Here is a 25,280-nt window from a genome sequence, read left to right as displayed (position 1 = left end):
TGGTGGGATGGGTCACTTTTAGGGCGGTCCGCCCCTTTTTTCAGCCATGCGGGAACAATCTGCGGCGAATGGCGTTATTGATACTGGTGCGCCGAGCGGCTGGAGCCGCCCCACCACAACCTGCCTGATCGCTTCAACTCCGTATGGAGGAGGTGTCCTCATGCCCCGAACCGCCGTGGCGACCCCACCCGCGACCCTCGACCAGTTGCTTGACCGAGGGCGAGTACAGGGTCACCTTTCTCTCTCGGAGCTGCGTGACGCGTTCGCGGACGCGGGAATCAGCCCCGCGCAGGGCCGGTCGATCCTGCGCGAGCTCACGGAGGCCGGCGTCAGCCTTGCCGCGGAGGACGAGCCGTCCCTCGGCAAGCCCGCCGCCAAGAGGACCACGCGCAAGACCGCCCAGTCCGGCGCCCGGACCACGAAGAAGGCGACCGCCGCCAGGCACACCGAGGCCGCGCTGACCCGTGCCGACCTGCCCCAGGCCGAGCCGGTCAGGCGCGAGCCCGTCCAGGCCGCCCCCGCGCCCGCCGCCGGGCGTCCCGACGCGCCCTCCGACGGCGAGCCCGACGGTCCCACCCTCGTCACCGAGGACGCCGACCTGGACAACGACGAGGTCCTCGACCTCGACGACAACCAGTCCGTCATGGGCGACTCGGTGCACACCTACCTCAAGTCGATCGGCCGGCGCACCCTGCTGACCGCCGCGCAGGAGGTCGAGCTGGCCCGGCGCATCGAGGCCGGCCTGTACGCCGAGTACAAGCTGGAGACCGACACCTCCCTGTCCCCCGCCGCCCGCGAGGACCTGGAGATGGTCGTCCGCGACGGCAAGGAGGCCAAGGACCACATGCTGGAGGCCAACCTCCGGCTGGTCGTCTCGGTCGCCAAGAAGTACACCGACCGCGGCATGTCGCTGCTCGACGTGGTCCAGGAGGGCAACCTGGGCCTGATCAGGGCGGTCGAGAAGTTCGACTACACCAAGGGCTTCAAGTTCTCCACGTACGCGATGTGGTGGATCCGGCAGGCCATCCAGCGTGGCTTCGCCGACTCGGCGCGCACCATCCGGCTGCCCGTCCACGTGCTGGAGATGCTGTCGAAGCTGTCGCGCATCGAGCGCGACATGCACCAGAGGCTGGGCCGCGAGCCCACGCCCGAGGAGCTGGCGTTCGAGCTGGACAAGACCCCCGACCAGATCGAGGAGCTGCTGCGCACCAGCCGCCAGCCCATCTCGCTGAACGCCACGATCGGCGAGGACGGCGAGACCACGATCGGCGACCTCATCGAGGACGTCGACTCGCCGGAGGCGTCGGAGATCGTCGACCGTCAGCTGCTGGGCGACCAGCTGCGCGGCGTGCTCGAGAACCTCTCCCCGCGCGAGTCGAAGATCATGGCGCTGCGTTTCGGCCTGGTGGACGGCAAGCCGCACACGCTCGACGAGATCGGCAAGCACCTGGGGCTGACCCGGGAGCGCATCCGCCAGCTCGAGAAGGAGTCGCTGTCCAAGCTGCGCCATCCGAGCAACACCCGCCCGCTGCTCGACTGGGCCAGCTGACCCCTGGCGCGCCGCCCACCGGCGCGCCACCCCCAACCGGCGCCCCTGCCCTGCCGGGGTGGCCCGCCCTCTGCGACGCACGAAAGCCCCGGCCGGTCGGCCGGGGCTTCGTCATGTGCGACGCCCTGCTGTCGACGCCGGGCAGGCCCGACGTCCGATGCCGGACAACGGGTCCCGCGGCCGACGCCGGACGGCGGATCCTGTGCCCGGCGCGGCGCCGGATCCCCGTTCCTAGCGCTGGGCCGGAACGGGCCGCGGCAGGCGCGGGATGCCCCACAGCCGGTTGTCCTCGCGCAGTGTGCGCAGCCGCTCGACCTCGGCGGTCCACATGGCCCCGGCCGGAGTGGCCTTCGCCTTGCGGCGCGCGATGCGGTCGTCGTAGGCCCGCACGCCGAACGTGGCCCGCTGCCCCGCCTCGGCCGCCCGCAGCGCCTCGGTGAGCGCCTTGTCGAACGCCAGCCCGGCGCCCAGCAGCTCGACCTCGTCCGCATCGACGGCCTGCAGCTCGCGCAGCGTCCGCTCGGCCTTCCTGGCCGTGCCCAGCAGCTCCGGGAAGCTCTTGGAGATCTCCAGATCCGCGTGGTAGCGGACCTCGGCCTCCCGGCTCACCCGCGGACGGAAAAACGCCATCGACTCTGCCCTTTCGCGCACCCACTTCTTACCAGCGACCAGGGTACGCCGTTTCGCGCCACGCCCCGTCATCGGACCGGCTCCAGGCCCTTTACATAGTAAGATGATCTCCATGCCAGCCAAGAGGCCGCCCGTACCGCTCTCCCGGGAGCGCATCATCGAGGCCGCACTGCACATCGCCGACACCCAGGGCCTGCGCCGGTTGACCATGCGCCGCCTCGGCGACGCCCTGCAGGTGGAGGCGATGGCCATCTACCACCACCTGCCGCGCGGCAAGGAGGCGCTGATGGACGCGCTGGCCGAGCACGTCACGGCGGTCCACGTCGAGCCCGGCGGGAGCTGGCAGGACACCGCCAGGGCGTGGTGCCGGGCCAGCCGCGAGCTGCTGCGCGACCATCCCGGGGTCCTCGCGCTCGCCCTGACCAAACCGCCCAAAGGCGGCACCTCCATCGCCATCAGGGAGCAGACCGAGCAGCTCGCCGAGGCCGGCCTGACCGGCGCGGCCGAGGCCGTGCGCGCCCTGCGGGCCTTCGTCTTCGGCAGCGTGGCGGTGGAGGTCCAGCAGTCGGGCTGGGCCGACCCGGAGGTGGACGAGTGGATCCGCCGCGACGAGCGGGCCGACGTCGACTTCGAACGGGGACTGGAGGCGTTGCTCAAAGGCCTCGAAAGGTAGTGGCGTGTCGAGCTTGGACCGTTATCCTGCTTAAGGCACGCTGTGTCGAGGGTCACACCTCTCCGGCATCCTCCTCCAACCGTCCTAACGGACTATGTCGGATGGTGTGACATACGTCGCACACTTGCTACAACGACGAACCCGAGCCGCTCCCGCCCTGCGCGCGGGGGCTTTGATGAGATATCGGAGGCACGCCGATGTGCCCGCACGACCCGGTCTGTCCGTCCGCCGAGGCGCCCGACCGCGAGGCCGCACGTACCATCGCCTGCCACCCCGAGCAGGGGTGGAGCCTGCTGTGCAACGGCGTGGTCCTGTTCGAGGACACCGGAGAGCTCCTGCCGGGCGGCACCGCCATCGCCCCGCACCGCCCCAGAGTCGGAGCCGCCTGATCCCACACCGCCCGGTGCCGCGACCGCCTGATCACGCACCTTTCCGAGGCCGCGACCACCTGATCACGCACCTTTCCGAGGCCGCGACCACCTGCCCCGTGGCGAGACAGCCGGGCTCGCCCGGCACCACCCCGACCGGACCCGGACTTCCGTCCGCGAGCTGACGCCTCGGCGGCGCGTGCAGGCGGTCCCGGGCCGCAGCCGACGCCTAGGCGGGCACCAGGGAGGTGATCCACTCCGCGACCACCTGGCCCACCCGGGCGGGGTCCTTCTTCAGGTCGTGCCCCTCCCCCGGCAGCACCACCAGGCGCGTCGCATCGGCCGCGTCGGGCACACCGAACGGGTCGCGGTCGCCGTTCACCACGAGCACGTCCACGCCCGCGCCGCGCAGCTCGTCCGCACGCGAACGTTCGGGCCTGCCCGGCGGGTGGAGCGGGAACGCGAGCGCCACGACCGCCGTCGCGCCGACGTCCTCGGCGGTGCGGCAGGCCACCCTGGCCCCGTTGCTGCGGCCCCCCTGCACCAGCGGCAGGCCGGGCCACCGGGCGCGCAGCTCGCCCAGCACCACGCCCCACGCCTCGTCCTGCCGGGCCGCCGAGCCCGGGGCCCGCGCCCCCGCCATCCTGAACGGCTGCGTCACCCGGGCGACGCTCGCGCCCACGCCGAGCGCCGCGTCGCGCACCGCCAGCAGGTCGGGCGCGTCGACTCCCCCGGCCGACCCGTGGGTCAGCACGAGCAGCATCCGGGGCCGCTCCGCCTCGTCGACGTCGACCCGAGCCGGGCCTCGCGGCGTCATGACCTCCATGGCGCAACCGTACCTTCGGACGATCCGGGCCTAGCCCTTAGGGCTGATGACGGCGGGTCGTCCGGCCGGGAGACTGGGCCGCATGCAGGACACACGCCTCATCCGCGAGGACCTCCAGGCCACGCTGGACGCCCACCGCGACCTCGGCCCCGCCTACGAGGCGGCGCTGGTCGAGTCGTTCGTGGCGCGGCTCGACGCCACGATCGCCGCCCGGGTCCAGGCCGAGCTCGACGCCCGCCCCGGCCCGGCGCGCAAGCCCAAGGGCAACGGCATGGTGCCGATCGCGCTGGGGTCGCTGGCCCTCGGCATCCCGCTGACCGGCATCGCGGCCTCCCACGCGGGGCCGGCGGGCCTGGTCATCGCCTGGCTCGCCATCATCGCGGTCAACGTCGCGGCCGCGGCCACCATGCTCCAGCGCCGCTGACCGCCGGACCCGGCCAGGAACCCGGCCAGGAACCCGGCCAGGAATCCGGGAGGCGCCCGCCAGGGCCGCGAGGTCCCGTCGGGCCCGCCGTGGCGTTCAGCGTGGCCGGTCCGCTCCGACGGCACCGTCCAGCCGATGGGCGAGCACCGCCTCCAGCAGCCCGAGCACGTGCCGTTCGGCGTCGGTGCGCTGCTCGGTGTCCCCCCGCCGCGGCCGAGATCGCCTCCAGGTCGCCCGCGCCGAGCGAGGCCGCGGGGCGCAGCACGCGCGCCAGCGGGTGGTGGAAGTCGTGGACGGCGAGGACCAGGTCGTGCGTCCGGCCCGGCGTGCCGAGGCGGAGGAACCCGGCCACGGCGGCGAACCGGCCGTCGGCCGAGCCGGTGACGGCGTGGACGTACGTGGGCTCGTGGCGGGAGTCGGTGATCGGCCGGGGCGGGTCGCACGGCTCCAGGGTGACCGGGTCGAAGTAGCGGTACGCGACAGCGTGGTGCTCCAGCGCCCCGTGGTAGACGTCGTGCCAGGCGCCGTCCCGGAGCATCGCGATCCGGGTCGTCCTGGACTCCTCGTACGACGTCAGCGTGAGAACGGCGTCGCCGGAACCGAACGACAGCCATCCGGAGAGCCGACGGCGCGCGGGTGGAAGGTGCACGAGTCGCGGGCAGCGGTGGCGACCACCTCGGCGACGAGCCGCTCGTCGGCGGCGGCCAGCCGGTCGAGCAGCGCGCGGTCGGCGGGCGGGGCGCCGGGTAGGCGGTGCCGTGCGGCCAGCCGGACCCCGTCGGCGAGCGGCACGGAGAGGATCAACCGCCGTAACACCTCCCCGTGGCTGCCCCGCTGAAGCCGGGCGGCCTGCCGGTCGAGTCCGGCGGCGTCCTTCCAGGCGATCCGCTCCGTCGTCGCCATGGTGCCCTCTTTCCGGCCGGGTCCCCGAGCAGCACGTACACGGCGCCCGCCGTGGCGTACCCGTTCTGGCCGCGCTCCAGCCGCGACAACGTCGCGGAGGTGACGCCGGTCCGCTCTGCGACCAGATGCCCGGTCAGGCCGGCCTGCTCGCGCGCAGGCGTTGCAGGATCTGGCCCCGGCAGCAGGAGCAGGCTGATCCGCTCGGGCGCTGACGTGTCGGGCCATGGCGGGATCGTCGCCGGGCGTGCTGTGCTCGGCGGAGCCGATGACCGACACGTGATCCTTCCTCATTCGGACGCGGTCCGCCCCGCCGCCTGGGGGCCCGGCATCGTCGCGATCACGAATTGGCCGCGCTCCGGCCGCGGCGTCGCCGGGGCGGACGAGCCAGGTTTCGTAGGCGATGATGACGAGTTGGGCGTGGTCGAGGAACTCCGTCGGATTCGGCTGCCCGTGGGCATGTTGTTACTCCGTCGGACGTGGCGCTCCGACTGCGGGCGGGGCGGCGACCCGCAGGAGGTCTCGCCAGTCGGCGGGCCAGTTGGCCAGCGCAAGGGCGCCGGCGATGAGAAGGTGTGTCGGCGCGGCCCAGCTTTCACTCAACCCGTCGTGGTTGATGATGTGCGTGGTGACCGCTCCGGTGAGCACGAAGGCCAGCGTGGTGGCGCCCAGGAAGCGTGCTCGTCTGCTGGGGATCACGAGCAGGATGGCGGCGAATCCCTCCAGACCGCCGATGACGAAGCGCATCCAGGACGGGTAACCCCACTCGATGAACTGCATCGAGTAGGGCGGGCCGAAGAACGTTTCGCCGGGCCAGTACTTGGTGATGGCACCCAACGCGAATTGGAGGGCCCAGAACCAGTACAAGCCGGTCGTCAAACGCCGCGGCCAAACTCGGGCGGTCATATGTCTGTCCTTTTCTAGAATGATTGGCGACTGTCGATGGTGACCAGGATTACGCGCACGTACTCGCGCCTTCCGCTTCAAGCCGCACGTGGTACCCGCCCCACTGGGCGGGGGCCGCGAGGATCCCTCGCCCAGGCTGAACGAGACGAAACCGTGAGTGCCGTTGTCGATCTTGCAGCCCAGACCTTCGGCACAGCACCTGCAGTGACACGGTTCTCTCCTGATGATTTCGGTGTATGTGCTGCCTGAACTGGAGTCCGGATGTGTTCGCCGGTCAATTGGTATGACAGGCCGTGCCGGAGGAATGTGACAGCCGGTCGAGCAGGAGAGAGTGGTTCGCCGAGCACCCGGGCCGCTTGCACGCGGTGGCCTGGCTCGACTCATCCGGTGAGGCCGAGGATGCGGTGCAGGAGGCGTGGCTGTGGGGCCGCCGCGCCGACACCGGGCAGGTGGAGAATCCGGCCGCGCCGCATGCGACACCCCTACGCGGGTGCGCGACCTCCCCCTCAACCAGAGGACCTGGTGCCAGCGGTAGGACGCGCGACCGCGCCGGTGCACATCCCTGGATGCCGACGGGCCCGCCGGAAGCGACCTGCTGCAGCCGGGCGGCCACCACTGTGGGTGATCCCGTTCCGGCGGAGTCGATCTTCACGGTGTGCGGCACCCCGAAGCGCGGAGCCTGGCAGGGCTTGTGGACAGCCATCACCGCCGGCGACCCGGCCCTGGCCACGGACGCGGTGCCGGCCCTCGACGAGGCCGGGCGCCGTGAGGCGGCTCGCGAACTGCCCGGCCCCATCAGCCTCGTCAGGAAGGCGATCGCGGAACGCGACCGGCGCCGGGGTGTCTGGACCGGCGGCGAGGAATGGAGCGAGCCCATGCGGGTCGCCGGCGCGGGCGTGCTCAGCGGGGCGGCGGCCGTCACGGCCTGGCTCCCCCGGCGCGACTTCACCCGACTTCACCCGACTTCACCCGCTGGCAGCCGCCGCTCGCCCTCGGGCCACTGCTGCGGATGATCGCCGCACGGGCGCCGGAGTGGCAGCCCCGACCTCGCCGCACGACCACCGAAGTGGCAGCCCGACCTCGCCGCACGACCACCGAAGTGGCAGCCCGACCTCGCCGCACGACCACCGAAGTGGCAGCCCGACCTCGCCGCACGACCACCGAAGTGGCAGCCCGACCTCGCCGTACGGCTGGCCCTGAGGCTGTGCGGCAGCCGGGCCCAGGCCCGGGACGACAGCGCGCCGACGGCCAGGGAGGCGGCGTCGGCGCTGCTGTTCCGCCCCGAGGACACGCTCCCGTCGCGGCCGGCCCTGCGGCCAGTACGCCGCGTGGGGAGAACCGGTCAAGCGGGAACGCTCCCGCCCAGCGCGAGGCCGGCGCCGTGAATCCGAACACCGCCAACGCGACCGCGGCAGGGTCCGGCCCGGCCGGCACCGCCAGGAACGACAACGCGGCCCGGTACTCCCGGAGCTACGCATCGGTAGATATCAACTTCAGCGCAACCGTCACGGGGTGTCGCACACCGGTCGGTGCCGGACCCCTGTCCCTTGGTCGGCGAAGAGGCGCCGGCACCCGACCTCGGTCAGCGCGTCGAGAGGGCTGACGGCCTGGGGGCGGGTACCGGTCGGCGTCCGTTCAGGCCAGTTGCAGGCGGTCGGCCAGCCCGGCGGCGGTGAAGGCAGCCACCAGGTCCTCTCGGCCCTCGGTGAAGTGCGCCCAGCTGTCGTAGTGGACGGGCACCACTCGGCGGGCACCGAGGATCTCGGCGGCCTCGGCAGCCTGGGCGCTGTCGAGGACCAGCGGCGCACCATCGAAGATGACGGGGAAGCGGGGAGCCCCGGCGAAGAGGATGGCGGTGTCCACCGGGCCGAAGCGCTCGGCTATCTCCTTGACCAGGTCGAGCGAGGCGTTGTCGCCGCTGACGTAGACCGTGGGCAGTCCTTCCCCGGTCAGGACGAATCCGACGACCTGGCCGGTGATCGGTTCGACCTCCTCTCGCGCGCCGGGCCCATGGATGGCGGGCACGCCCGTCACGGTGATCTTGCCGCCTCCGGGACGGTCCAGCTCGATCGACTCCCAGTCGGCCAGCCCCTCGGCCCCGCCTCCCAGTCGTTGCCCGCCACCGGGCGTGGTGAGGGTGAGCGGGACGTCGGCGAGCAGGGCCCGGCCGGAGTCGTCGAGGTTGTCGGCGTGTTCGTCGTGGGAAAGCAGGACCACGTCGATGCGGCCGAGGTCGGCGGGGCTGCCGGAGGGGGGCGCGGTCTTGGTCAGGAGCCGGCCATTGGGTCTCGGGTAGTCGCCGGGCGCGTCGAAGGTCGGGTCGGTGAGGAACCTCAGCCCACCGTACTCGAAGAGGGCGGTCGGGCCGCCGAAGACGCGGACGGGGAACTGCTCATTGGTCGTGTCGGCAGAAGCCATGGAAGGGCACCTCACGGATGATAAGCGATTTATCCGTGAGTGACGGTAGTGGTTTCTCACGGATGATTGCAAGTCGTACCATGAGGGCCATGAAGGAGACCGCTCCCGCCACGCCCGTCCCGCCGTCCGCGCCGGGGGCGGAGCAGTACCCCGCCCTCGACTTCGCCAACAGCGCCATTGCCCTGCCCGGTGGCCAGTTCATCGACCTTCTGGGCACCTCGGCGGCCACCAACCAGTGGCTCATCGAACACGGCCTCGCTCCCGCCGGCACCGACGCCGGCCTGCGAGAGATGTGCGCGGCACAGCTGCGCACCCTGCGCGAGCAGATCCGCGCGCTGCTCGCCTCCCAGGTCGACGGGCACCCCGCCCCCACCAGCGCACTCAACGCCGTCAACGACGCACTGACCCGCGCCCCCTCGTCCTGCCTGTTGCACTGGGACCCCACCCGCGGCCTGTACCGCGCCGCCCCCCACCCCACCACCCAGATCGTCGACCACGCCCTGGCGACCCTCGCCGCCAGCGCCGCCGACCTGCTCACCGGGCCCGACACCGAACGCCTCACCGCCTGCGGTTCCGCTCCCTGCAACCGCTACCTGCTGCGGCACGGCCGCCGCCACTGGTGCTCGGTCCGCTGCGGCGACCGCGCCCGCGCCGCCCGCGCCTACGCCCGCCGAACCCGAACAACCCCATGACCCCGTCCGACCTGCCCCCTACTTCGCGCCTCGCCGCAGCTTGGGGAGTACTGGCCGACGCGCAAGAGCGCGGCGAGGATCCGCACTCTCCGCCTCGCGGCAGAAGAGCCCGCCGCTGTCCCCGGAGCAGCATGTTGCCCCTGAAGCGGAGATGCCGGCGGCGAACCGCCCACTGACGTCGCCGACGGCGTGGTTGAGCTTGGTCACGGTGCCACGCTCTCGTCCGGACGCCTGATCCGGAATGCCCGACCTGGCCGCCGGCAGCGCGACGTCCTGCAGCGAGTAGCCGGGGTCGTACTTCCAGCCGACGCCCGGCGACCGGCGGAACCGCTCCCACTCGGCCGGGTCGGAGACACGCAACGCGGCGTTGGTTGCGCAGGGCCTCGTTCGCCGCCGCGCGGGCGGCGGTGTCGCGGTCCTTCATCGCCTGCGCGACCTTGCGGCCCGTGCGAGGCCCTTTCTGCGTGCCGGCGCGCGCTTATTGCACCAATCGGTTCAGTGTTCTATGGTGAACCACATGGTTCAGCAAGAGGTTCTCGATCGCACGTTCGCCGCCCTCGCGGACGGGACCCGGCGGCAGATACTCATCCGGCTCGGCCAGGGTCCCGCCTCGATCGGCGAACTGGCCGAACCCTTCGGCATGTCGCTCACCGGCATGAAGAAGCACGTGCATGTCCTGGAGAACGCCGGGCTGGTCACGACCGAGAAGGTCGGCCGATCGCGGCGGTGCCGGCTGGGAGCCGAGCGCCTGGAGGACGTCATGTCGTGGATCAGGTTCTACCAGCGCCTGTGGGAGCGCCGGCTCGACGGCCTCGACGCCTACTTCACCCTCAAGAACGCCCCTGAGACAGACACCGAGAAGGAGACCGAGCGATGACGCGGAACGACACCGAGACCATCCAGTTGCGCACGACCCGCGTGCTGCCCGCGACCCCCGAGGAGGTCTTCGACGCCTACACCGACGCCGAGAAGCAGAAGATCTGGTTCAGCATCCTCGACGAGGAGCCCGGCATCGTCGAGATTGAGGTCGACCTGCGCGTCGGAGGCCGGCAGACCGCGGCCTGGGGACCTGACGCCGACAACCTGTTCCGTGAGACGCAGACCTTTGTGGAGATCGACCGCCCGCACCGTCTGGTCACCGAGTCCACCGGCAGCGCTCCGGACGGCATGAGCATGACCACCACCGTCGAGGTCACCTTCGAGGAGCACGAGGGCGGCACCCTGCTCACGGTGGTGCAGAGCGGCTTCCCTGCGCCCGAGGTCCGCGACTTCTTCGTCAAGGAGGTCTGGCCGGGAGCCCTCGACCGGATCGAGGCGTACCTGCGCCGCGCGGGGCAGCCGTCATGACACCAGGCGCCACCCCGCGCGCCCCCGCGCGACTCCCTCGCGGCCGGGCCCCCATCATCGTCGCCGCCACCGTGGCCGTCGCGCTGGTCCTCAACCTCGCCGTCTACGCGGTGGGGCGCGCCCTCGGCGGCGACTTCCGCTTCACCGCCGAGGGCAGGCCCGCCGAGGTGGACGCGACCACCCTCGGCGGCTTCACCGCCGTGCCGCTGCTCATCGGGATGACTCTGGTGGCGCTGCTGTCGCGCGTCTGGCGCTGGGTGATCCTCGCGGCGATGGTCGTGGCCCCGGCGCTCGCACTCGTGACGGTCCCGATCATGACCATCCCCGCCGACCTCGACGACACCAGCACCGTCACGCTGGCGCTGTGCCACGTCGCCCTGGTCCCCGTGACGCTCGCCGGCCTCCTGGCACTACGCGCCTACCGCAGCAGCGGGGCACTCGCACCGGCGCCAGAGTAGGGGCGAAGGGTTCGGCGTGCCCCGTCAGGGGTGACCTCCGGACGGGGCACGGACCACTCGGCCGACGCGCACATGTGCGGCTCGGTCGTCCTGCTGCTCGCCCTGGTCGCTTGCCCTCCGGTTCCTCGCTGTCCTGCGAGTCGGCCGCCTCGTCGTCATGGTCATCGTCCGGTGCTCGGGCAGGCAGTTGAGGAGGTTGACGATCTCGGAGTCGGCGCCGCCCTTACGGCCGGTGTCGTTCGACCGCCAGGTGAGGGAGCTCCGCAGCGCGATGACGGTCGTACCGGGGAGGTCGTCGAGCATCGGTGTTCCCTCGCGGGTAAGACGAAGCCCCGCCCGTGGGCGGGGCTTCCGTCTGGCATCGGTGCCGCTGACGACATTGGCCAAGCGGCGAGATGGCCGAGCAGCGCCGCGCTCTGCTCGTCGGTGAGCTCGTCGAGCGCGGCCACGTCGTAGGGCTGCCGCACCCACCATCCGTGACTCGCTGCGACAACTCAGCGACTCTGTGCTATGAAGGCTGCGGTACGGTCCGCTCGCCAACCGACAGCAAAGGAATGCCATGACCAGACTCATCCTCCGCAGCGCCTTGACCACCGCCCTTGTCGTGGCCGGCGCGATTCTCCCCTTCGGCGTGGCCGCTGCTGACGCCTGGGACGACATCGAGATCGTGAGCGGCCCGGCCGAACCACTCAATGGATACATCGATCAGACGTCCGTCATGCTGCAGCACATGGTCGACTTGCTGGGTCGCGGGGTCCCCGGCCCGTAGGGCGATCCCTTCGACGAGCAACGCCTCTGACCCAAGGGCCATCAGGCTCCCCGCCACCTCCGCTTGGAGCGGCAACCTCCGCCTCCTGCTCCAAGCGGCGACGCTCCATCTCGCCCCGCGCCGCCCGATAAGCCGCGTTCGGACCGCACCTGTTTCACAGGTGCCGGTGCCCGGGTCAGGTGTCGCGGCCCAGGCGCAGGCGCACCTCGGCGGCTAGGGTCTCGTCCTCGTGGTCCAGCCCGTACGCCCACACCTGGCCGGCGTCCTCGTCGCGGCCACGCAGGGGCAGCGTGCGGGCCAGCAGCTCGATGGCGAGCGCGCCGGTGCCGGCGTCGGCGCCGTCCTCGACGGCGCCCGCGAACTCCGCGCACGCCAGCTCCAGGTGCGCGATCCCGAGCTGGACCCGCAGCCGCGGCACCGACTCGGCCGGGGCGACGGTGAGCGCGTCGAGGAGCAGGTCGGCCGCCTCCCCCGCCTGCCCGCGCTCCAGGAGCAGGTCGGCGAGCTGCTGGGCGGCGTGCGCGGCCAGCTCGGAGTCGCCGGCGGTGTCGCCGGTCGCGAGCGCCTGACGCAGCGCCTGCTCGGCCTCGCCGTCGTTGCCGGCCTGTATGGCGAGCCGCGCCAGCGCCAGGTGGGCCAGCGGCAGGTAGGCGGGCGTGCCCACCCCGAGCACCGCCTGCCAGGCGCCCCGCGCCTGCTCGGCCCGTCCTTCGCGCTCGAAACCCTGGGCGAGGTGGCAGGCCGCCTGGGCGGCGAACTCGGGATGCCCGGTGGCGAGCGCGGCCCGGGCGGCGGCGCGGGCGCCCTCGACGTCGCCCCGCTCCTCCAGGACGACGGCGAGGCCGACGGCGGCCTGCGCCCGGTCGGGCCCGTGGGGGTCGGCGGCGAGCTCGGTGAGGATGGCCGCCGCGCCGTCGAGATCGCCCTGCTCGGCCAGGCGGCGGGCGGTGTCCAGAGGCGGGGTCTCCAGCTCTGAAGATGTCACGAAAGGCTCCCCTTCGGCGGCGATCGCCCCGAGCCTAACGAGTTCTGACGATCATGTCTGCCTGCTTGCCGGGGAAGGTCTGGGACATCCGTTTGCGAACATCATCCTACGCTGCGTACAGTGTTCGCACAGCGAGCGCACCGTGCGCTCCAGCGGAGGAGTGATCATGAACGACGTGACCCACGACCATGACGGCACCGGGCAGGCGGCCGGTGACCGGGGCGCGAGCGGCTCGGGCGGCGAGCACTTCCCCGTGGCCCGCTGGCAGGCACGGCTCGACGAGCTGCGCGCCGCCCACCACGTCCCCGGAGCGACGCTGGCCGTCCTGACCGGCGGCCGGATCCACGAGTTGGCCAGCGGCGTCCTGCACCGCGGCACCGGAGTGGAGGTGAGGCCCGGCTCGATCTTCCAGTCGGGCTCGATCGCCAAGGTCTACACCGCCACCCTGGTGATGCGGCTCGTCGACGAAGGGCTGCTGCGCCTGGACCAGCCGGTCGCGGAGGTGCTGCCCGAGTTCGGCACCCCCGACGAGGAGGCGACCAGGACGATCACCATCCGCCGGCTCCTCAGCCACACCGGCGGGCTGACCAACGACTTCACCCACGACTCCGGCCGCGGCGACGACTGCCTGGCCAGGTACGTCGAGGCCGCCCGCGGGGTGCCCCTGGACTGCCCGCCCGGCACCGCGCTGTCCTACGGCAGCCTCGGCTACGTCGTGCTGGGCCGGGTCGTCGAGGTGCTGACCGGCCTGACCTGGGACCAGGCGCTCAAGGAGCGGCTGTTCGCCCCGCTCGGGCTGGAGCACTCCATGACGCTGCCCGAGGAGGCGCTGCGCTTCCGCGTGGCCATGAGCCACCTCGGCGAGGCCGGCCGGGACCCCGACCCGGCCCCGGCCTGGGACCTGATGCCCCGCTCGGCCGGCCCGTACGGCAGGGTGCTCATCAGTGCGGGCGACGTCGCCCGCTTCGCCCGGATGCACCTCGACGGCGGCACCGCCCCCGACGGCACCCGTGTCCTGTCGGCCGAGGCGGTCGCGGCCATGCAGCGCCGCGAGGCCGACGTCCCCGACAAGTGGACGGTCAGCGCCGACGGCTGGGGCCTCGGCTGGACCCTGTACGACTGGGACGGCGTCACCGGCTACGGCCACGACGGCGCCGCCATCGGCCAGTACGCCTACCTGCGCGTCGTCCCTGGGGCGGGCGTCGCCGTGGTGCTGCTGACCAACGGCGGCGCCGCCCGCCGGCTGTACGCCGACCTGTTCGGCGAGCTGCTCGCCGAACTGGCCGGCGTCACCATGCCGCCCCCGTTCGGGCCGCCCGCGCAGCCGCCCGCCGTGGACCTCACCCCGCACCTCGGCACCTACCGGCGCGAAGGCGTCGTCATCACCGTCAGCCGGGGGGACGACGGCGCCGCCCGGCTGAGGTACGAGTTCGTCGACGGCATGAAGGACTTCTCGCCACCCCTGGAGGCGGACCTGACGCCGGTGTCGGAGGCGGTGTTCGCCGCCTCCGGAGCCGGCTCGCCCTTCGGCGAGGACCACATGCCCGTCGTCTTCGCCGCCCTGTCGGACGGCACGCCCTGCGTCTACGTCGGGATGCGCGCCACCCCCAAGGTGGCCTGAGGTCAGTCCTCGTACGCCTCCAGCGGCGGGCAGGAGCACACCAGGTTGCGGTCGCCGTAGGCCTGATCGATGCGGCGCACCGGCACCCAGTACTTCCCGTCGCGCAGCGCGGGCACCGGGTAGGCCGCCTCGGTCCGGGTGTAGGGGTGGGGCCACTCGTCGGCCGCGACGGCCTCGGCGGTGTGCGGGGCGTTGCGCAGCGGGTTGTCGGAGCGGTCGTACTCGCCCGACGCGACCTTCGCGATCTCGCCGCGGATGGCGATCATCGCGTCGGCGAACCGGTCGAGCTCGGCGAGGTCCTCGCTCTCGGTCGGCTCGATCATCAGCGTGCCGGCCACGGGGAACGACATGGTCGGCGCGTGGAAGCCGTAGTCGATGAGCCGCTTGGCCACGTCGTCGACCGTGACGCCGGTCTCCTTGGTGATCGGCCGCAGGTCGACGATGCACTCGTGGGCCACCAGCCCGCCACGCCCGGTGTAGAGCACCGGGTAGTGGGGGGCGAGCCGCCGGGCGAGGTAGTTGGCCGACAGGATGGCCTGCTGGGTGGCGGCGGTGAGGCCGTCGGAGCCCATCATGCGGATGTAGGCCCACGAGATCGGCAGGATGCCCGCCGAGCCGTAGGGGGCCGCCGAGACCGGGCCGACGCGGTCGGACGTCGCCGGGTCCGCGGAGCCGTCGCGCAGCGGGTGGCCGGGCAGGTAGCCGGCCAGGTGGGCGCGGACCGCGACCGGGCCGACGCCGGGCCCGCCGCCGCCGTGCGGGATGCAGAACGTCTTGTGCAGGTTGAGGTGGGACACATCGGCGCCGAACTCGCCCGGCTTGGCCAGTCCGACCAGCGCGTTGAGGTTGGCCCCGTCGACGTACACCTGGCCGCCCGCCTCGTGCACCTTGGCGCAGATCTCGGTGATGGTCTCCTCGTACACGCCGTGCGTGGACGGATAGGTCACCATGATCGCGGCCAGGGCGTCGCGGTGCTTGGCGATCTTGGCGTCGAGGTCGGCCAGGTCGACGTTGCCGTCGGAGTCGCAGGCCACGACGACGACGCGCATGCCGGCCATGACGGCGCTGGCGGCGTTGGTGCCGTGGGCGGACGACGGGATGAGGCACACCTCGCGGGCCGCGTCGCCGTTGGCGCGGTGGTAGGCGCGGATGGCCAGCAGCCCGGCCAGCTCGCCCTGGGAGCCGGCGTTGGGCTGCAGGGACACCGCGTCGTAGCCGGTGACCTCGGCCAGCCAGTCCTCGAGAGTGCTGATCAGCTCCAGGTAGCCGGCCGCCTGCTCCTCGGGCGCGTACGGATGGATGGCCGCGAACTCCGGCCAGGTGATGGGCTCCATCTCGGTGCTGGCGTTGAGCTTCATCGTGCAGGAGCCGAGCGGGATCATCGACCGGTCGAGCGCGATGTCCTTGTCCTGCAGCCGGCGCAGGTAGCGCAGGATCGAGGTCTCGGAGTGGTGGCTGTGGAAGACCGGGTGGGTCAGGTAGGCCGACTCGCGGGCCAGCGCCGCGGGCAGCCGGTCGAGCCCGTCGTCGGCGAGCAGCCCGGCCAGCTCGTCACCGGCGACGGCCGGCCGGTCGAGGGCCTCGCCGAACGCGGCCAGCACCCGCTCCAGGTGGGCGGGGGTGGTCGTCTCGTCACAGGCGATCGAGACGTGGTCGTCGTCGGCCCGCCACAGGTTGACGCGCCGCCCGGCCGCCAGGCGGACCACCTCGGCGGCCTTGCCGGGCACCCGGGCCAGCACGGTGTCGAAGAACTCGCCGTGCACGACCTCGACCCCGCCGCGGCGCAGCGCCTCGGCGAGCGCGGCGGCGTGCCGGTGGGTGCGGGCGGCGATCCGGCGCAGGCCCTCGGGCCCGTGGTAGACGGCGTACATGCCCGCGATGACGGCGAGCAGCACCTGGGCGGTGCAGATGTTGCTGGTGGCCTTCTCGCGGCGGATGTGCTGCTCGCGGGTCTGCAGCGCGAGCCGGTAGGCGGGGTCGCCGTCGGCGTCCACGGACACGCCGACCAGGCGGCCGGGAAGCTGCCGCTGCAGGCCCTCGCGCACCGACATGTAGGCGGCGTGCGGGCCGCCGAAGCCGAACGGCACGCCGAAGCGCTGCGACGAGCCGATCGCGATGTCGGCGCCCAGCTCGCCCGGCGCCGTGAGGAGGGTGAGCGCCAGCAGGTCGGCGGCGGCCACCACCAGCGCCCCGGCGTCGTGCGCGGCCTCGGCGACGGCGCGGAAGTCGCGCAGCCGGCCGGAGGCGCCCGGGTACTGCACGAGCACGCCGAAGCACTCGGGCAGGTCTCCGTCGAGGGAGTGCTCCACCAGCGTGATGCCGAGCGGCTCGGCGCGGGTGGCGAGCACCGCCTTGGTCTGCGGCAGCGCGTCGGCGTCGACCACGAACACGTCGCTCTTGGACTTGCCGGCCCGGCGCGCCAGCGTCATCGCCTCGGCGGCGGCGGTGCCCTCGTCGAGCAGGGACGCGCCGGCCACGTCGAGGCCGGTCAGGTCGGCGACGACGGTCTGGAAGTTGAGCAGCGCCTCCAGGCGGCCCTGCGAGATCTCGGGCTGGTACGGCGTGTAGGCGGTGTACCAGCCGGGGTTCTCCAGCAGGTTGCGGCGGATCACGGCGGGCGTGACGGTGTCGTGGTAGCCCAGGCCGATCATGGAGGTGAAGACCTCGTTGCGCCCGGCCAGGTCGCGCAGCTCGGCGATCACCTCGGTCTCGCTCGCGGCGGCGGGCAGCTTGAGCCGGTCCTTGGCCCTGATGGCCTCCGGGACGGCCACGGCCACCAGGTCGGCCACGGACTCGAAGCCCACGGCCTCGAGCATGCGCTGCCGCTCGGGCTCGGACGGGCCGATGTGCCGGGTCGAGAACGGCGGGGCTGACAGGTCGGTCATGGAAGATGCCTCCCGAGGCTGTGGAGACCGGCGCCAGGGCGCGGGCGTGTGCCGGATCTCCCCCTCTGTCATCTCGACCTGAGAGCTTCACCCGCAGAGGGCTTGCACCGTCGGTGAGACGCGCCTGGCGGGCGCGGCTGCTTTCCAGAGTCGCCTCACCCGAGCGGTACAGGTGCCTGAGAGATTCCGGGGAGGGTTGCTCCTTCGGCGCCCCCTGGGACGTGCCCGGGGACTCTCCCGCACGGGGTCGTCAGCCTTGCGCTCTCCAGGTTACTACCCCAGGCGGCGCGCCCGTCGCCGCTGGGCCAGCTCGTCAGCGGGGTGGTCGGCCGGGACGCTGTCCGCGACCGCCGCTCGTTCCCCCGGCAGCTCCGCGAGGCTGCCCTCGACCTCCCGCCAGACCCGGCCGAGCGCGATGCCGAACACGCCCTGACCGCCCTGGAGCAGGTCTATCACCTCGTCGGCCGAGGTGCACTCGTAGACGCTGACGCCGTCGCTCATGAGCGTGATCTGCGCGAGGTCGGCCACCCCGCGATCACGCAGATGCTGCACGGCGGTGCGGATCTGCTGCAGGGACACCCCGGTGTCGAGCAGGCGCTTGACGACCTTGAGCACCAGGATGTCGCGGAAGCTGTAGAGCCGCTGGGAACCCGAGCCCTGGGCGGCTCTTATCGTGGGCTCCACCAGAGCGGTGCGCGCCCAGTAGTCGAGCTGCCTGTAGGTGATGCCGGCAGCCGCGCAGGCCGTCGGGCCACGGTATCCGATGTCCGCCGGCAACGCCGTCGGCTGCTCGTCGAAGAGCAGGCCCTGCTCCCCGGCACGCTGCCGGGCGCTCTCGCGCCGCACCGAATCTTCCTGGCCGGCTGTCTTTCCCTCGCCGCTGCTGACCGCCACGCGGACCTCCGGCTTTCTCTCATCCCGTGGCCTGATCTGGGGGTTCGTAAAAGGGCGACCACGGGTTTCACTTGCACCGTAGGACCGTGACCATGCTCAGTCAACGATCCGGCTCGGCGCGTCGTGAAGCGTAAATGCACTGAAATACCTACCCCGCCCTGCCGAAGTCTTCGGGCGTGATCGTGTCAAGGAACTCCCTGAACTTCTCCACCTCGTCCTCCTGGTCGTCGGGGATGATCACTCCGGCCTCCTGGACGACCTCCTCGCTGGCGAAGATGCGCGCCCCGGTGCGCAGGGCGAGCGCGATCGAGTCGGACGGCCGCGCGCTCACCTCCACCCCGTTGGAGAACACCAGGTCGGCGAAGAAGATGCCGTCGCGCAGGGCGACGATGTTGACGGCACGCAGACCGACACCCAGGGCGCTCAGCACGTCCCTGAACAGGTCGTGCGTCAGCGGCCGCGGCGGCGGCTCCTCGGCCTGGGCCAGCGCGATGGCCGTGGCCTCGGTCATGCCGATCCAGATGGGCAGGAACCGCTCCCCGTGTGCCTCCTTGAGCAAGACGATCGGCTGGTTTGTGGGCATTTCAACGCGTACGCCCACGACCTCCATCTGCAACACGGGCTGCTCCGTATTCGACTGGCCGGTGGCCCGGCACAGGTCATTGGTGGTCCGCTTCTGCAATTCAACGTAACACCCGGCAGGCCCCGAATGTCCCGCCGGAGGGGCCCGGTCCGGCTCGGCCGTCCGGCACCCCCGGAGGCTCGGCCGCGCGGCACAGCGGCGGCGCGGCCGCCCCCGGCCGGGCGGCTCATCCTCCCAGGACGGTGCGCACGCCGATGCGCACCAGCGCGGCGTGCAGGTCGAGCAGCAGCGTGGAGGCCTCCCGGGCCACCTCGTCCGCCTCGCCGATCGCGCCGGGCGCGCGCCGTTTGAGTATCGGCGCGACGGTCTGCTCGACCAGCCCCGCCTCACGCTCGGCCGCCGCCTTGACGGCGCGCAGGTGACGGGCGTGCAGGCCGAAGCGGGCCAGCGCGCCGACGGTGCGCGCCACCTCCAGCGCGTCCTGGTCGTAGCGCCTGGCGCGGGCGGCGAGCAGGCCGTAGTCCTCCAGCTCGGTGAGCGTCCCGTCGTCGATCCCGGCCGCCTCCAGCAGCTCGGCACGGCTCAGCCGCACCTCCTGCGTCTCCTGCGCGCCGGGGACGGCGCGGGGGCGGCCGAGCTCCTCGGCCATCCGATCCTTGATCACCCGCAGCGGGAGGTAGTGGTCGCGCTGCTCGGTGAGGATGTAGCGCAACTGCTCCACGTGCAGGTGGGTGAACTTGCGAAAGCCCGACGGGCTGCGCTCGGGCTCGATGAGCCCCTCACCCTCCAGGAAGCGGATCTTGGAGATCGTGACGTCGGGGAACTCGCCCTGCAGGAGGGCGAGGACCTCCCCGATGCTCATGTGCGAGCGTGCCGCCTGCGAACTCATGCGCCGCCGGCGCTCCGCATGAGGAACAGGAGACGGAACTTGCCGATCTGCACCTCGTCGCCGGAGTGCAGCGGCACCTCCTCGATGCGCTCGCGGTTGACGTAGGTGCCGTTGAGGCTGCCCACGTCGCGCACGGAGAACTGGCCGCCCCGGTGACGGTAGAACTCGACGTGGCGGCGCGAGACCGTGATGTCGTCGAGGAAGATGTCGCTCTCGGGATGGCGCCCGGTGGTGGTGAGGTCCTTGTCGAGGCGGAACCGGCTGCCCTGGTTGGGGCCCCTGGTCACCGTGAGCAACGCCGTGCCCGGCGGCAGCTGTTCGACCAGCGCCTGCTCGGCCAGCAACATGTTGCCGGTCTCAGCCTCGTACGCCTCGATTCCCGCGACGGAGATCGTCGATGTCGTGTCGGCGCTGACCTCGGGCCTGGTCAGCGGAGACCCACAACGGGAACAGAAACGGGCATCCTCGGGGTTGGCGTGCCCGCACTGCGTGCAGTAGACGCTCGGCATCGATCGGCTCGGCCTCCTACCGCGAAGACGCGGCGACGGTGCTCGGGGCGCGCCTCGCTTCGCTCTTCAAGTTTGCGAATGCCGCAACTTACGCTGCTGAACGGCAAAGGTCAAGGCGGGGCGCTGGACGACGGGTTCGGACGGTGACAAAGTTACCGCCGCCCGAGCCCGCAGGTCCATGCCGCCGCGCCTTTACACGATACGATCTTGCACGGCTCTATGCGAACCCCTGCACCCCGTTACGGAGGGTGACATTCCTCTCAGAGGCTCGTCCGGGGAGCTCAGCCGGCCGCCTGTTCGACGACGCGGGCCCAGCGTTCGAGGAGCGCCTGGGCGGTGTCGACGTCCTGAGCCTCGGCCCACAGGTCGGTGACGGGCTCGGTGGCGGCGGGCAGGATGAGCACCCAGCTTCCGTCGTCGCCGGTCACCCGCACCCCGTCGGTCGTGTCGATCCGGTGCCGCCCGGGTCCCGCCTCGACGGACTCGATGACCGAGCGCATGACGGCTCCCTTGGCCGCCCACCGCGTCGGCACGGTGCGCTTCAGCAGCCGCGCCAGGGGGATGCGGGCGTCGATCTGGCTGAGCGAGAGCCGGGTGCGGGCGACGAGGCCGAGCAGCCGCATGAACGCTGCCAGCCCGTCGACGGCGGGCGAGAACTCCGGCACCACGAAGCCGCCCCTGCCGTCGCCCGCGAAGATCATGTCGTGGTCGGCGGCGGCCGAGGTGAGCGCGTCGAGCGTGGTCGGGGTCCACCGCACCTGGACGCCGTGGAAGCGGCAGACCTGCTCGGCGACCCTGGTCGTGGTGACGGGCAGCGCCACCCGGCCGCCCCGGCGTTCGGCGGCCACCAGGTCGAGCACCACGAGCAGGGCGCGTTCCTCGCCGATGAGCTGGCCCATCTCGTCCACGAGGGCGATGCGCTCGCCCACGGGGTCGAAGCGGACGCCGAAGGCGGCCCGGGAGGAGCTGACGAGCTCCGACAGGCGTTGCAGGTCGCGGCGGCGCTCGGCGAGCGTCTCGGTGGGCGAGGTGTCGTCGAGGCGGGCGTTGACGGTGAGCACGTCCACGCCGACCCGGCCGAGCAGGGTCGGCAGGACGAGCGAGGAGGTGCCGCCGGCGCAGTCGACGACGACCTTCATGCCGTCGATGCCGGTCATGTCGATGCGGCGCAGCAGCTCGTGGGTGTAGTCCTCCACGACGCGGGCGGGGTAGTTGAGCTCGGCGATCTCGCCGGGGAAGGCACGGCGGAACTCCTGCCGGGAGAAGACCCGCTCCAGCTTGCGCTGGGCGGCGGCGGGCAGGTCGGCACCCCGGTCGTCCATGATCACGATGTCGGCGCTCTGCGGGTCGCCGGCGGTGGTGCGCAGCGCGATGCCGCCGGCGACGGACTCGCGGGCGGTGTGGAAGCGGGCCACCGGCAGCGGGGCGGCCTCCAGGTCCAGCACGTTGATGGCGCTGGCGGTGAGCGCGCTGATGACGGCCCGCTTGAGCGCCCTGGCGGCCAGGGAGGAGTCGCGGGAGGTGACGACCTGGGCGCCCTTCTTCAGGGTGGTGGCGTACGCGCTGGCCAGCCTTACGCACAGCTCGGGGGTGATCTCGACGTTGACCAGGCCGCTGACGCCGCGCGGGCCGAACAGGCTGCGCTGGCCGCGCGACTCCCAGATGACGCTGGTGTTGACGACCGCGCCGGCCTCGATGGTCTTGAACGGGTAGACCCTGACGCCGCTGGAGATGTACGCCTCGGACTCGATGACGCACTCGTCGCCGATGACGGCGTCCTCCTCGATGCGGGCGCCGGACATCACGTCGGTGCTCTTGCCGATGACGCAGCCGCGCAGGTGGGCGCCGGGGCCGAGGTAGACGTTGTCGTGCACGACGGCCCGGTGCAGGAAGGCCCCCTCGCGCACGACCGCGTTGTTGCCCAGCACGGTGAACTCCCGCAGCTCGGCGCCCGCCTCGACCTTGGCGTAGTCGCCGATGAGCAGCGGCCCCTTGAGCACCGCGTCGGGGTCGACGGAGGCCGACTCGGCGACCCAGACGCCGGGCGAGAGCTCGAAACCGCCGAGGTCCAGCCTGACCCGCCCGGACAGGGCGTCGGCATGGGCCTTGAGGTAGCTCTCGTGGGTGCCGACGTCCTCCCAGTAGCCGTCGGCCACATAGCCGTAGATGGGGGCGCCGGCATCGAGCAGCCGGGGGAAGACGTCGGCCGACCAGTCGACGGGCTCGCCGCCGGCGACGTGGTCGAGGACCTCGGGCTCCATGACGTACACGCCGGTGTTGACCGTGTCGGAGAAGACCTGGCCCCAGGTGGGCTTCTCCAGGAAGCGCTGCACCCGTCCGGTCTCGTCGACGATGATGATGCCGAACTCGAGGGGGTTGGGGACGCGTTTGAGCCCGATGGTGACCAGGGCCGAGGTCTCGCGGTGGAAGCGGACCATGTCGGTCAGGTCGATGTCGGTCAGCGCGTCGCCGGAGATGACGAGGAACCTGCCGTCGCGCAGCCGGTCGGCGGCGTTCTTGACGCTGCCGGCCGTGCCGAGCGGGATGTCCTCGGTGGCGTACTGCAGGTTCATGCCGAGCTCGTCGCCGTCGCCGAAGTAGTTGCGCACGAGCGCGGCGAGGAACTGCAGGGTGACGACCGTCTCGGTGACGCGGTGCCGCTTGAGCAGGCGCAGCACGTGTTCCATGATCGGGCGGTTGGCTACGGGGAGCAGGGGTTTGGGCTGGTTGGCCGTCATCGGCCGCAGCCGGGTGCCCTCGCCTCCCGCCATGACGACCGCCTTCACACGATCACTCCTTTGTGGTCGCAGTCACGAGCCGGCGCACTTGTACCACATACAGTGCCCCTGCCCACCAGTACAGACCTGTTCCCCACAGAGCGAAGGCCCATCCCGTGATTCGCGCCAGGTCGGCGTACCAGCCGGTGTGGGAGGCGAGGAAGAGCAGCGGGAAGGCGTACATGAGGTTGAACATGGCGGCCTTGCCGAGGAAATGCACCTGGAGTGCCCGGTAGCCGTGCCGGCGGAGGACGGGGATGAAACAGGCGACGAACAGTTCGCGGCCGAGGATGACGGCCACCAGCCACCAGGGGATGACGTCGCGGATGAGCAGCGCCAGGATCGTGGCGAAGACGTAGAGCTTGTCGGCGGCCGGGTCGATGATCCGGCCCAGCTTGCTGGTCTGGTCGAACGCGCGGGCGATCTTGCCGTCGAGCCAGTCGGTGAACCCGGCGACCGCGAGCACGGCGACCGCCCAGCCGTCGGCCTTCGGCCCGAGGACGAGCCAGAGGAAGACGGGCACGCCGAGAAGTCGCAGGAAGCTCAGCAGGTTGGGAACCGTCCAGATCCGGTCCTCGGCGGAAGTTTCGCTCACGCAGCAGACCCTACTGCGTCACCTGTGGCTCCAGGCGGCCCCGGCCGGGCCGTCTCCCAGGCCGTCTCCCGCGCTGTCCCCGGCGCCGTCTCCCGGCGCCCCTTCCCGCCTCCCCGAAGGTCCCCACCGGCCTCCCGGGGGCGGGCGGGGGCTGGTGGGTGAACGGGCGCGGGTGATCGACGACCGCGGGTCAGGCGCGCAGGAAGGAGTGGGTGCGGGCCAGCGGCTCGAAGCCGAGGCGCCGGTAGAAGTCCTTGGGCCAGTCGGCGTCGTCGGCCACCAGGAAGACCAGGTCGTTGCCGGCCGCCTCCGCCAGCAGGGCCGTCATGAGCGTGCGCGCGTGCCCGCGGCCGCGGTGGCGGGTGCCGGTGTGCACGCTCTCGATCTGGGCCACCCCGTCGTGCACGTACAGGTCGGCCCTGGCGGCGATCCGACCGTCGGCGTCGCGTACGCCCCGGAACTGCACCACGTCGGCGCCGCGCAGCCGTTCGCCGACGCGCAGCGCGAGCCCTTCGACGACGGTCTCGCCGGCGTCGGGCAGCAGCTCGCGCCAGTCGTGGCGCAGCACGGGCAGCAGTTCCTCCAGGGTGAGGTGCTCGGCCGGCGGCGGGTCCTGCGGCGGCCGGCCGCGGAACACCATGATCAGGTTGGTGTCGTGGGCGTAGCCGGCGGCGGCGAAGGCGGGCGCGTAGGCGGCGCCGAGCACGTCGTCGTCCACGCACACGTACCGGTGGGCCCGGCCGGCCAGCACCTCGTCCGCCATCCGCAGCACCTCGCCGGCCGCCGGCGCCTCCCCCGCGCCCGGCGACGTCTCGCCGCCGATGGCCGGAGCGGTGCCCGGCGGGCGGATGATCAGCCTGTTGTCGTCGTACGAGCCGGGGTAGCGGTCGTTGAGCACGGCGAAGCCGCCACGCTGCTCGACGACCCGGCCGGCCCTGCGGCGGGCGAACCCGTGCTCGAACGCGATGATCCGGGCCAGCTCAGCCCGCACGGCGCGCCTGTGCCACGAAGGAGCGGATGAGGGCGGAGTCCTTCACCCCCGGCGCCACCTCGACGCCGCTCGACACGTCCACCCCCCACGGGTCTGCGGCGGCGACGGCCTCGGCCACGTTCGCGGGGCTGAGGCCGCCCGCGAGCATCCAGCGGCCGGTGGGCCGGCCGCGCACGGCCGCCCAGTCCCACGGCAGGCCGGAGCCGGGGCGGGGCGCGTCGACGATGAGCAGGTCCTCGTCGAAGGCGCCGCAGCGCAGGTCGGCGGTGGAGTCGACCGCCCTGACCAGGGTGGCGCCCAGGTCCTTGAGCGCCGTGAAGTCGGCGTGCGGGTGGCGGCCGTGCAACTGGACGGCGCCCACCTGCGCGGCCAGGGCCGCCGCGCGGACGGTCGCCGGGTCCTCGCCGCGGAACACCCCCACGGTCAGCACGTGGCCGGGCACCAGGCGGGCGAGTGCGGCGGCCCGCTCGGGTGCGACCCGGCGAGGGCTCTCGGTCAGCACGAACCCGATGGCGTCGGCGCCCGCCTCGACGGCGGCGGTCACGTGCTCGGGCTCGCTCAGCCCGCAGATCTTGACGTACACACGGTCGA

At 72.2% G+C, this 25,280-nt stretch carries 30 protein-coding genes and 1 riboswitch; of the genes, 11 read left to right on the top strand and 19 right to left on the bottom strand.

Features of this window, described 5'->3' with window-relative positions; translation table 11 throughout:
* The first annotated feature begins 160 nt into the window (after positions 1-160).
* Positions 161-1,549: an RNA polymerase sigma factor gene (locus tag FHU36_RS16930; protein WP_246502478.1), complete on the top strand. Its 1,389-nt coding sequence runs from the start codon at positions 161-163 to the stop codon at positions 1,547-1,549.
* Between the two features lie 231 nt (positions 1,550-1,780).
* Here the strand turns inward: FHU36_RS16930 and FHU36_RS16925 are convergent, their stop codons facing one another.
* Entirely contained in the window at positions 1,781-2,179 is a 399-nt protein-coding gene (locus tag FHU36_RS16925) for a hypothetical protein (protein ID WP_185084957.1), read from the bottom strand.
* A gap of 112 nt (positions 2,180-2,291) precedes the next feature.
* Here FHU36_RS16925 and FHU36_RS16920 point away from each other — a divergent pair, with 112 nt between their 5' ends.
* The gene (locus tag FHU36_RS16920; protein ID WP_185084956.1) at positions 2,292-2,852 is read left to right on the top strand and encodes a TetR/AcrR family transcriptional regulator C-terminal domain-containing protein; all 561 of its coding nucleotides are present in this window, start codon (positions 2,292-2,294) and stop codon (positions 2,850-2,852) included.
* 197 nt (positions 2,853-3,049) lie between these two features.
* Positions 3,050-3,241 (top strand): DUF5999 family protein, encoded by a 192-nt coding sequence (locus FHU36_RS16915; RefSeq protein ID WP_185084955.1) that lies wholly within the window; start codon positions 3,050-3,052, stop codon positions 3,239-3,241.
* A gap of 208 nt (positions 3,242-3,449) precedes the next feature.
* Here FHU36_RS16915 and FHU36_RS16910 read toward each other — a convergent pair whose 3' ends face one another.
* Positions 3,450-4,046 carry an alpha/beta hydrolase family protein gene (locus tag FHU36_RS16910; RefSeq protein ID WP_185084954.1) on the bottom strand — a complete coding sequence of 199 codons (597 nt, stop codon included), beginning with the start codon at positions 4,044-4,046 and terminating at the stop codon, positions 3,450-3,452.
* A gap of 82 nt (positions 4,047-4,128) precedes the next feature.
* Between FHU36_RS16910 and FHU36_RS16905 the strand changes: the two genes are divergently transcribed.
* Positions 4,129-4,470 (top strand): hypothetical protein, encoded by a 342-nt coding sequence (locus FHU36_RS16905; RefSeq protein ID WP_185084953.1) that lies wholly within the window; start codon positions 4,129-4,131, stop codon positions 4,468-4,470.
* Here the strand turns inward: FHU36_RS16905 and FHU36_RS16900 are convergent.
* The 4 genes from FHU36_RS16900 to FHU36_RS16885 form a co-directional block, all read right to left on the bottom strand.
* Entirely contained in the window at positions 4,430-5,008 is a 579-nt protein-coding gene (locus tag FHU36_RS16900) for a hypothetical protein (protein WP_185084952.1), read from the bottom strand. The genes FHU36_RS16905 and FHU36_RS16900 overlap by 41 nt on opposite strands.
* Before the next feature lie 35 nt (positions 5,009-5,043).
* Positions 5,044-5,373, bottom strand: coding sequence for a hypothetical protein (locus FHU36_RS16895; protein WP_185084951.1), 330 nt, complete (start codon positions 5,371-5,373; stop codon positions 5,044-5,046).
* On the bottom strand, positions 5,271-5,555 hold the full coding sequence (locus FHU36_RS46820) for a helix-turn-helix domain-containing protein (protein ID WP_376774167.1): 285 nt from the start codon (positions 5,553-5,555) through the stop codon (positions 5,271-5,273). The genes FHU36_RS16895 and FHU36_RS46820 overlap by 103 nt, the downstream gene beginning before the upstream one ends.
* A 280-nt stretch (positions 5,556-5,835) precedes the next feature.
* On the bottom strand, positions 5,836-6,276 hold the full coding sequence (locus FHU36_RS16885; protein WP_185084950.1) for a DoxX family protein: 441 nt from the start codon (positions 6,274-6,276) through the stop codon (positions 5,836-5,838).
* A gap of 689 nt (positions 6,277-6,965) precedes the next feature.
* Here FHU36_RS16885 and FHU36_RS16880 point away from each other — a divergent pair.
* A complete protein-coding gene (locus tag FHU36_RS16880; protein ID WP_185084949.1) occupies positions 6,966-7,289 on the top strand; it encodes a hypothetical protein in 324 nt (107 codons plus the stop codon).
* A gap of 622 nt (positions 7,290-7,911) precedes the next feature.
* Here the strand turns inward: FHU36_RS16880 and FHU36_RS16875 are convergent.
* Positions 7,912-8,694: an MBL fold metallo-hydrolase gene (locus FHU36_RS16875; RefSeq protein WP_185084948.1), complete on the bottom strand. Its 783-nt coding sequence runs from the start codon at positions 8,692-8,694 to the stop codon at positions 7,912-7,914.
* Positions 8,695-8,783: 89 nt separating this feature from the next.
* Here FHU36_RS16875 and FHU36_RS16870 point away from each other — a divergent pair, with 89 nt between their 5' ends.
* Positions 8,784-9,386 (top strand): CGNR zinc finger domain-containing protein, encoded by a 603-nt coding sequence (locus tag FHU36_RS16870; RefSeq protein ID WP_221496392.1) that lies wholly within the window; start codon positions 8,784-8,786, stop codon positions 9,384-9,386.
* 18 nt (positions 9,387-9,404) lie between these two features.
* Here the strand turns inward: FHU36_RS16870 and FHU36_RS16865 are convergent, their stop codons facing one another.
* Positions 9,405-9,746 carry a hypothetical protein gene (locus FHU36_RS16865; RefSeq protein WP_185084946.1) on the bottom strand — a complete coding sequence of 114 codons (342 nt, stop codon included), beginning with the start codon at positions 9,744-9,746 and terminating at the stop codon, positions 9,405-9,407.
* Between the two features lie 157 nt (positions 9,747-9,903).
* On the opposite strand from FHU36_RS16865, the gene FHU36_RS16860 reads away from it, so the two are divergent.
* From FHU36_RS16860 to FHU36_RS16850, 3 genes are read left to right on the top strand one after another with little or no spacing between them, the layout of a single operon-like run.
* The gene (locus FHU36_RS16860) at positions 9,904-10,263 is read left to right on the top strand and encodes an ArsR/SmtB family transcription factor (protein WP_185084945.1); all 360 of its coding nucleotides are present in this window, start codon (positions 9,904-9,906) and stop codon (positions 10,261-10,263) included.
* Positions 10,260-10,733, top strand: coding sequence for an SRPBCC family protein (locus FHU36_RS16855; protein WP_185084944.1), 474 nt, complete (start codon positions 10,260-10,262; stop codon positions 10,731-10,733). The genes FHU36_RS16860 and FHU36_RS16855 overlap by 4 nt, the downstream gene beginning before the upstream one ends.
* Entirely contained in the window at positions 10,730-11,191 is a 462-nt protein-coding gene (locus tag FHU36_RS16850) for a DUF6069 family protein (protein ID WP_185084943.1), read from the top strand. Before FHU36_RS16855 ends, FHU36_RS16850 begins: the two co-directional genes overlap by 4 nt.
* A 24-nt stretch (positions 11,192-11,215) precedes the next feature.
* Here FHU36_RS16850 and FHU36_RS16845 read toward each other — a convergent pair whose 3' ends face one another.
* Positions 11,216-11,494 (bottom strand): hypothetical protein, encoded by a 279-nt coding sequence (locus FHU36_RS16845; RefSeq protein ID WP_185084942.1) that lies wholly within the window; start codon positions 11,492-11,494, stop codon positions 11,216-11,218.
* 256 nt (positions 11,495-11,750) lie between these two features.
* Here FHU36_RS16845 and FHU36_RS16840 point away from each other — a divergent pair, with 256 nt between their 5' ends.
* Complete coding sequence (locus FHU36_RS16840) at positions 11,751-11,960, top strand: hypothetical protein (RefSeq protein WP_185084941.1); 210 nt, start codon at positions 11,751-11,753, stop codon at positions 11,958-11,960.
* Positions 11,961-12,135: 175 nt separating this feature from the next.
* Here the strand turns inward: FHU36_RS16840 and FHU36_RS16835 are convergent, their stop codons facing one another.
* Positions 12,136-12,945 (bottom strand): tetratricopeptide repeat protein, encoded by an 810-nt coding sequence (locus FHU36_RS16835; RefSeq protein ID WP_185084940.1) that lies wholly within the window; start codon positions 12,943-12,945, stop codon positions 12,136-12,138.
* Between the two features lie 166 nt (positions 12,946-13,111).
* On the opposite strand from FHU36_RS16835, the gene FHU36_RS16830 reads away from it, so the two are divergent.
* Positions 13,112-14,566 carry a serine hydrolase domain-containing protein gene (locus tag FHU36_RS16830; RefSeq protein WP_185084939.1) on the top strand — a complete coding sequence of 485 codons (1,455 nt, stop codon included), beginning with the start codon at positions 13,112-13,114 and terminating at the stop codon, positions 14,564-14,566.
* A gap of 2 nt (positions 14,567-14,568) precedes the next feature.
* Here the strand turns inward: FHU36_RS16830 and gcvP are convergent, their stop codons facing one another.
* The 9 genes from gcvP to FHU36_RS16785 form a co-directional block, all read right to left on the bottom strand.
* The gene (gcvP, locus tag FHU36_RS16825; protein WP_185084938.1) at positions 14,569-17,451 is read right to left on the bottom strand and encodes an aminomethyl-transferring glycine dehydrogenase; all 2,883 of its coding nucleotides are present in this window, start codon (positions 17,449-17,451) and stop codon (positions 14,569-14,571) included.
* 154 nt (positions 17,452-17,605) lie between these two features.
* Positions 17,606-17,701, bottom strand: a riboswitch (glycine riboswitch).
* Positions 17,702-17,724: 23 nt separating this feature from the next.
* Complete coding sequence (locus tag FHU36_RS16820) at positions 17,725-18,345, bottom strand: MerR family transcriptional regulator (RefSeq protein WP_185084937.1); 621 nt, start codon at positions 18,343-18,345, stop codon at positions 17,725-17,727.
* Positions 18,346-18,493: 148 nt separating this feature from the next.
* On the bottom strand, positions 18,494-18,964 hold the full coding sequence (locus FHU36_RS16815; protein WP_090771501.1) for a bifunctional nuclease family protein: 471 nt from the start codon (positions 18,962-18,964) through the stop codon (positions 18,494-18,496).
* 190 nt (positions 18,965-19,154) lie between these two features.
* Entirely contained in the window at positions 19,155-19,790 is a 636-nt protein-coding gene (gene ftsR / locus FHU36_RS16810) for a transcriptional regulator FtsR (RefSeq protein ID WP_246502477.1), read from the bottom strand.
* A 23-nt stretch (positions 19,791-19,813) separates the two neighbouring features.
* Positions 19,814-20,326, bottom strand: a complete 513-nt coding sequence (locus FHU36_RS16805) for a double zinc ribbon and FHA domain-containing protein (RefSeq protein WP_185084935.1) — start codon at positions 20,324-20,326, stop codon at positions 19,814-19,816.
* A gap of 281 nt (positions 20,327-20,607) precedes the next feature.
* Complete coding sequence (locus tag FHU36_RS16800; protein ID WP_185084934.1) at positions 20,608-23,112, bottom strand: mannose-1-phosphate guanyltransferase; 2,505 nt, start codon at positions 23,110-23,112, stop codon at positions 20,608-20,610.
* A 4-nt stretch (positions 23,113-23,116) separates the two neighbouring features.
* Positions 23,117-23,698, bottom strand: coding sequence for a cardiolipin synthase ClsA (gene clsA, locus FHU36_RS16795; protein ID WP_185084933.1), 582 nt, complete (start codon positions 23,696-23,698; stop codon positions 23,117-23,119).
* A 190-nt stretch (positions 23,699-23,888) separates the two neighbouring features.
* On the bottom strand, positions 23,889-24,689 hold the full coding sequence (locus tag FHU36_RS46340) for a GNAT family N-acetyltransferase (RefSeq protein WP_185084932.1): 801 nt from the start codon (positions 24,687-24,689) through the stop codon (positions 23,889-23,891).
* Positions 24,679-25,272 (bottom strand): phosphoribosylanthranilate isomerase, encoded by a 594-nt coding sequence (locus FHU36_RS16785; protein ID WP_185084931.1) that lies wholly within the window; start codon positions 25,270-25,272, stop codon positions 24,679-24,681. The genes FHU36_RS46340 and FHU36_RS16785 overlap by 11 nt, the downstream gene beginning before the upstream one ends.
* Positions 25,273-25,280: the final 8 nt, after the last annotated feature.

The organism is Nonomuraea muscovyensis, from assembly GCF_014207745.1.
GTDB lineage: Bacteria > Actinomycetota > Actinomycetes > Streptosporangiales > Streptosporangiaceae > Nonomuraea > Nonomuraea muscovyensis.
This window is presented reverse-complemented; position numbering and strand designations above follow the sequence as displayed.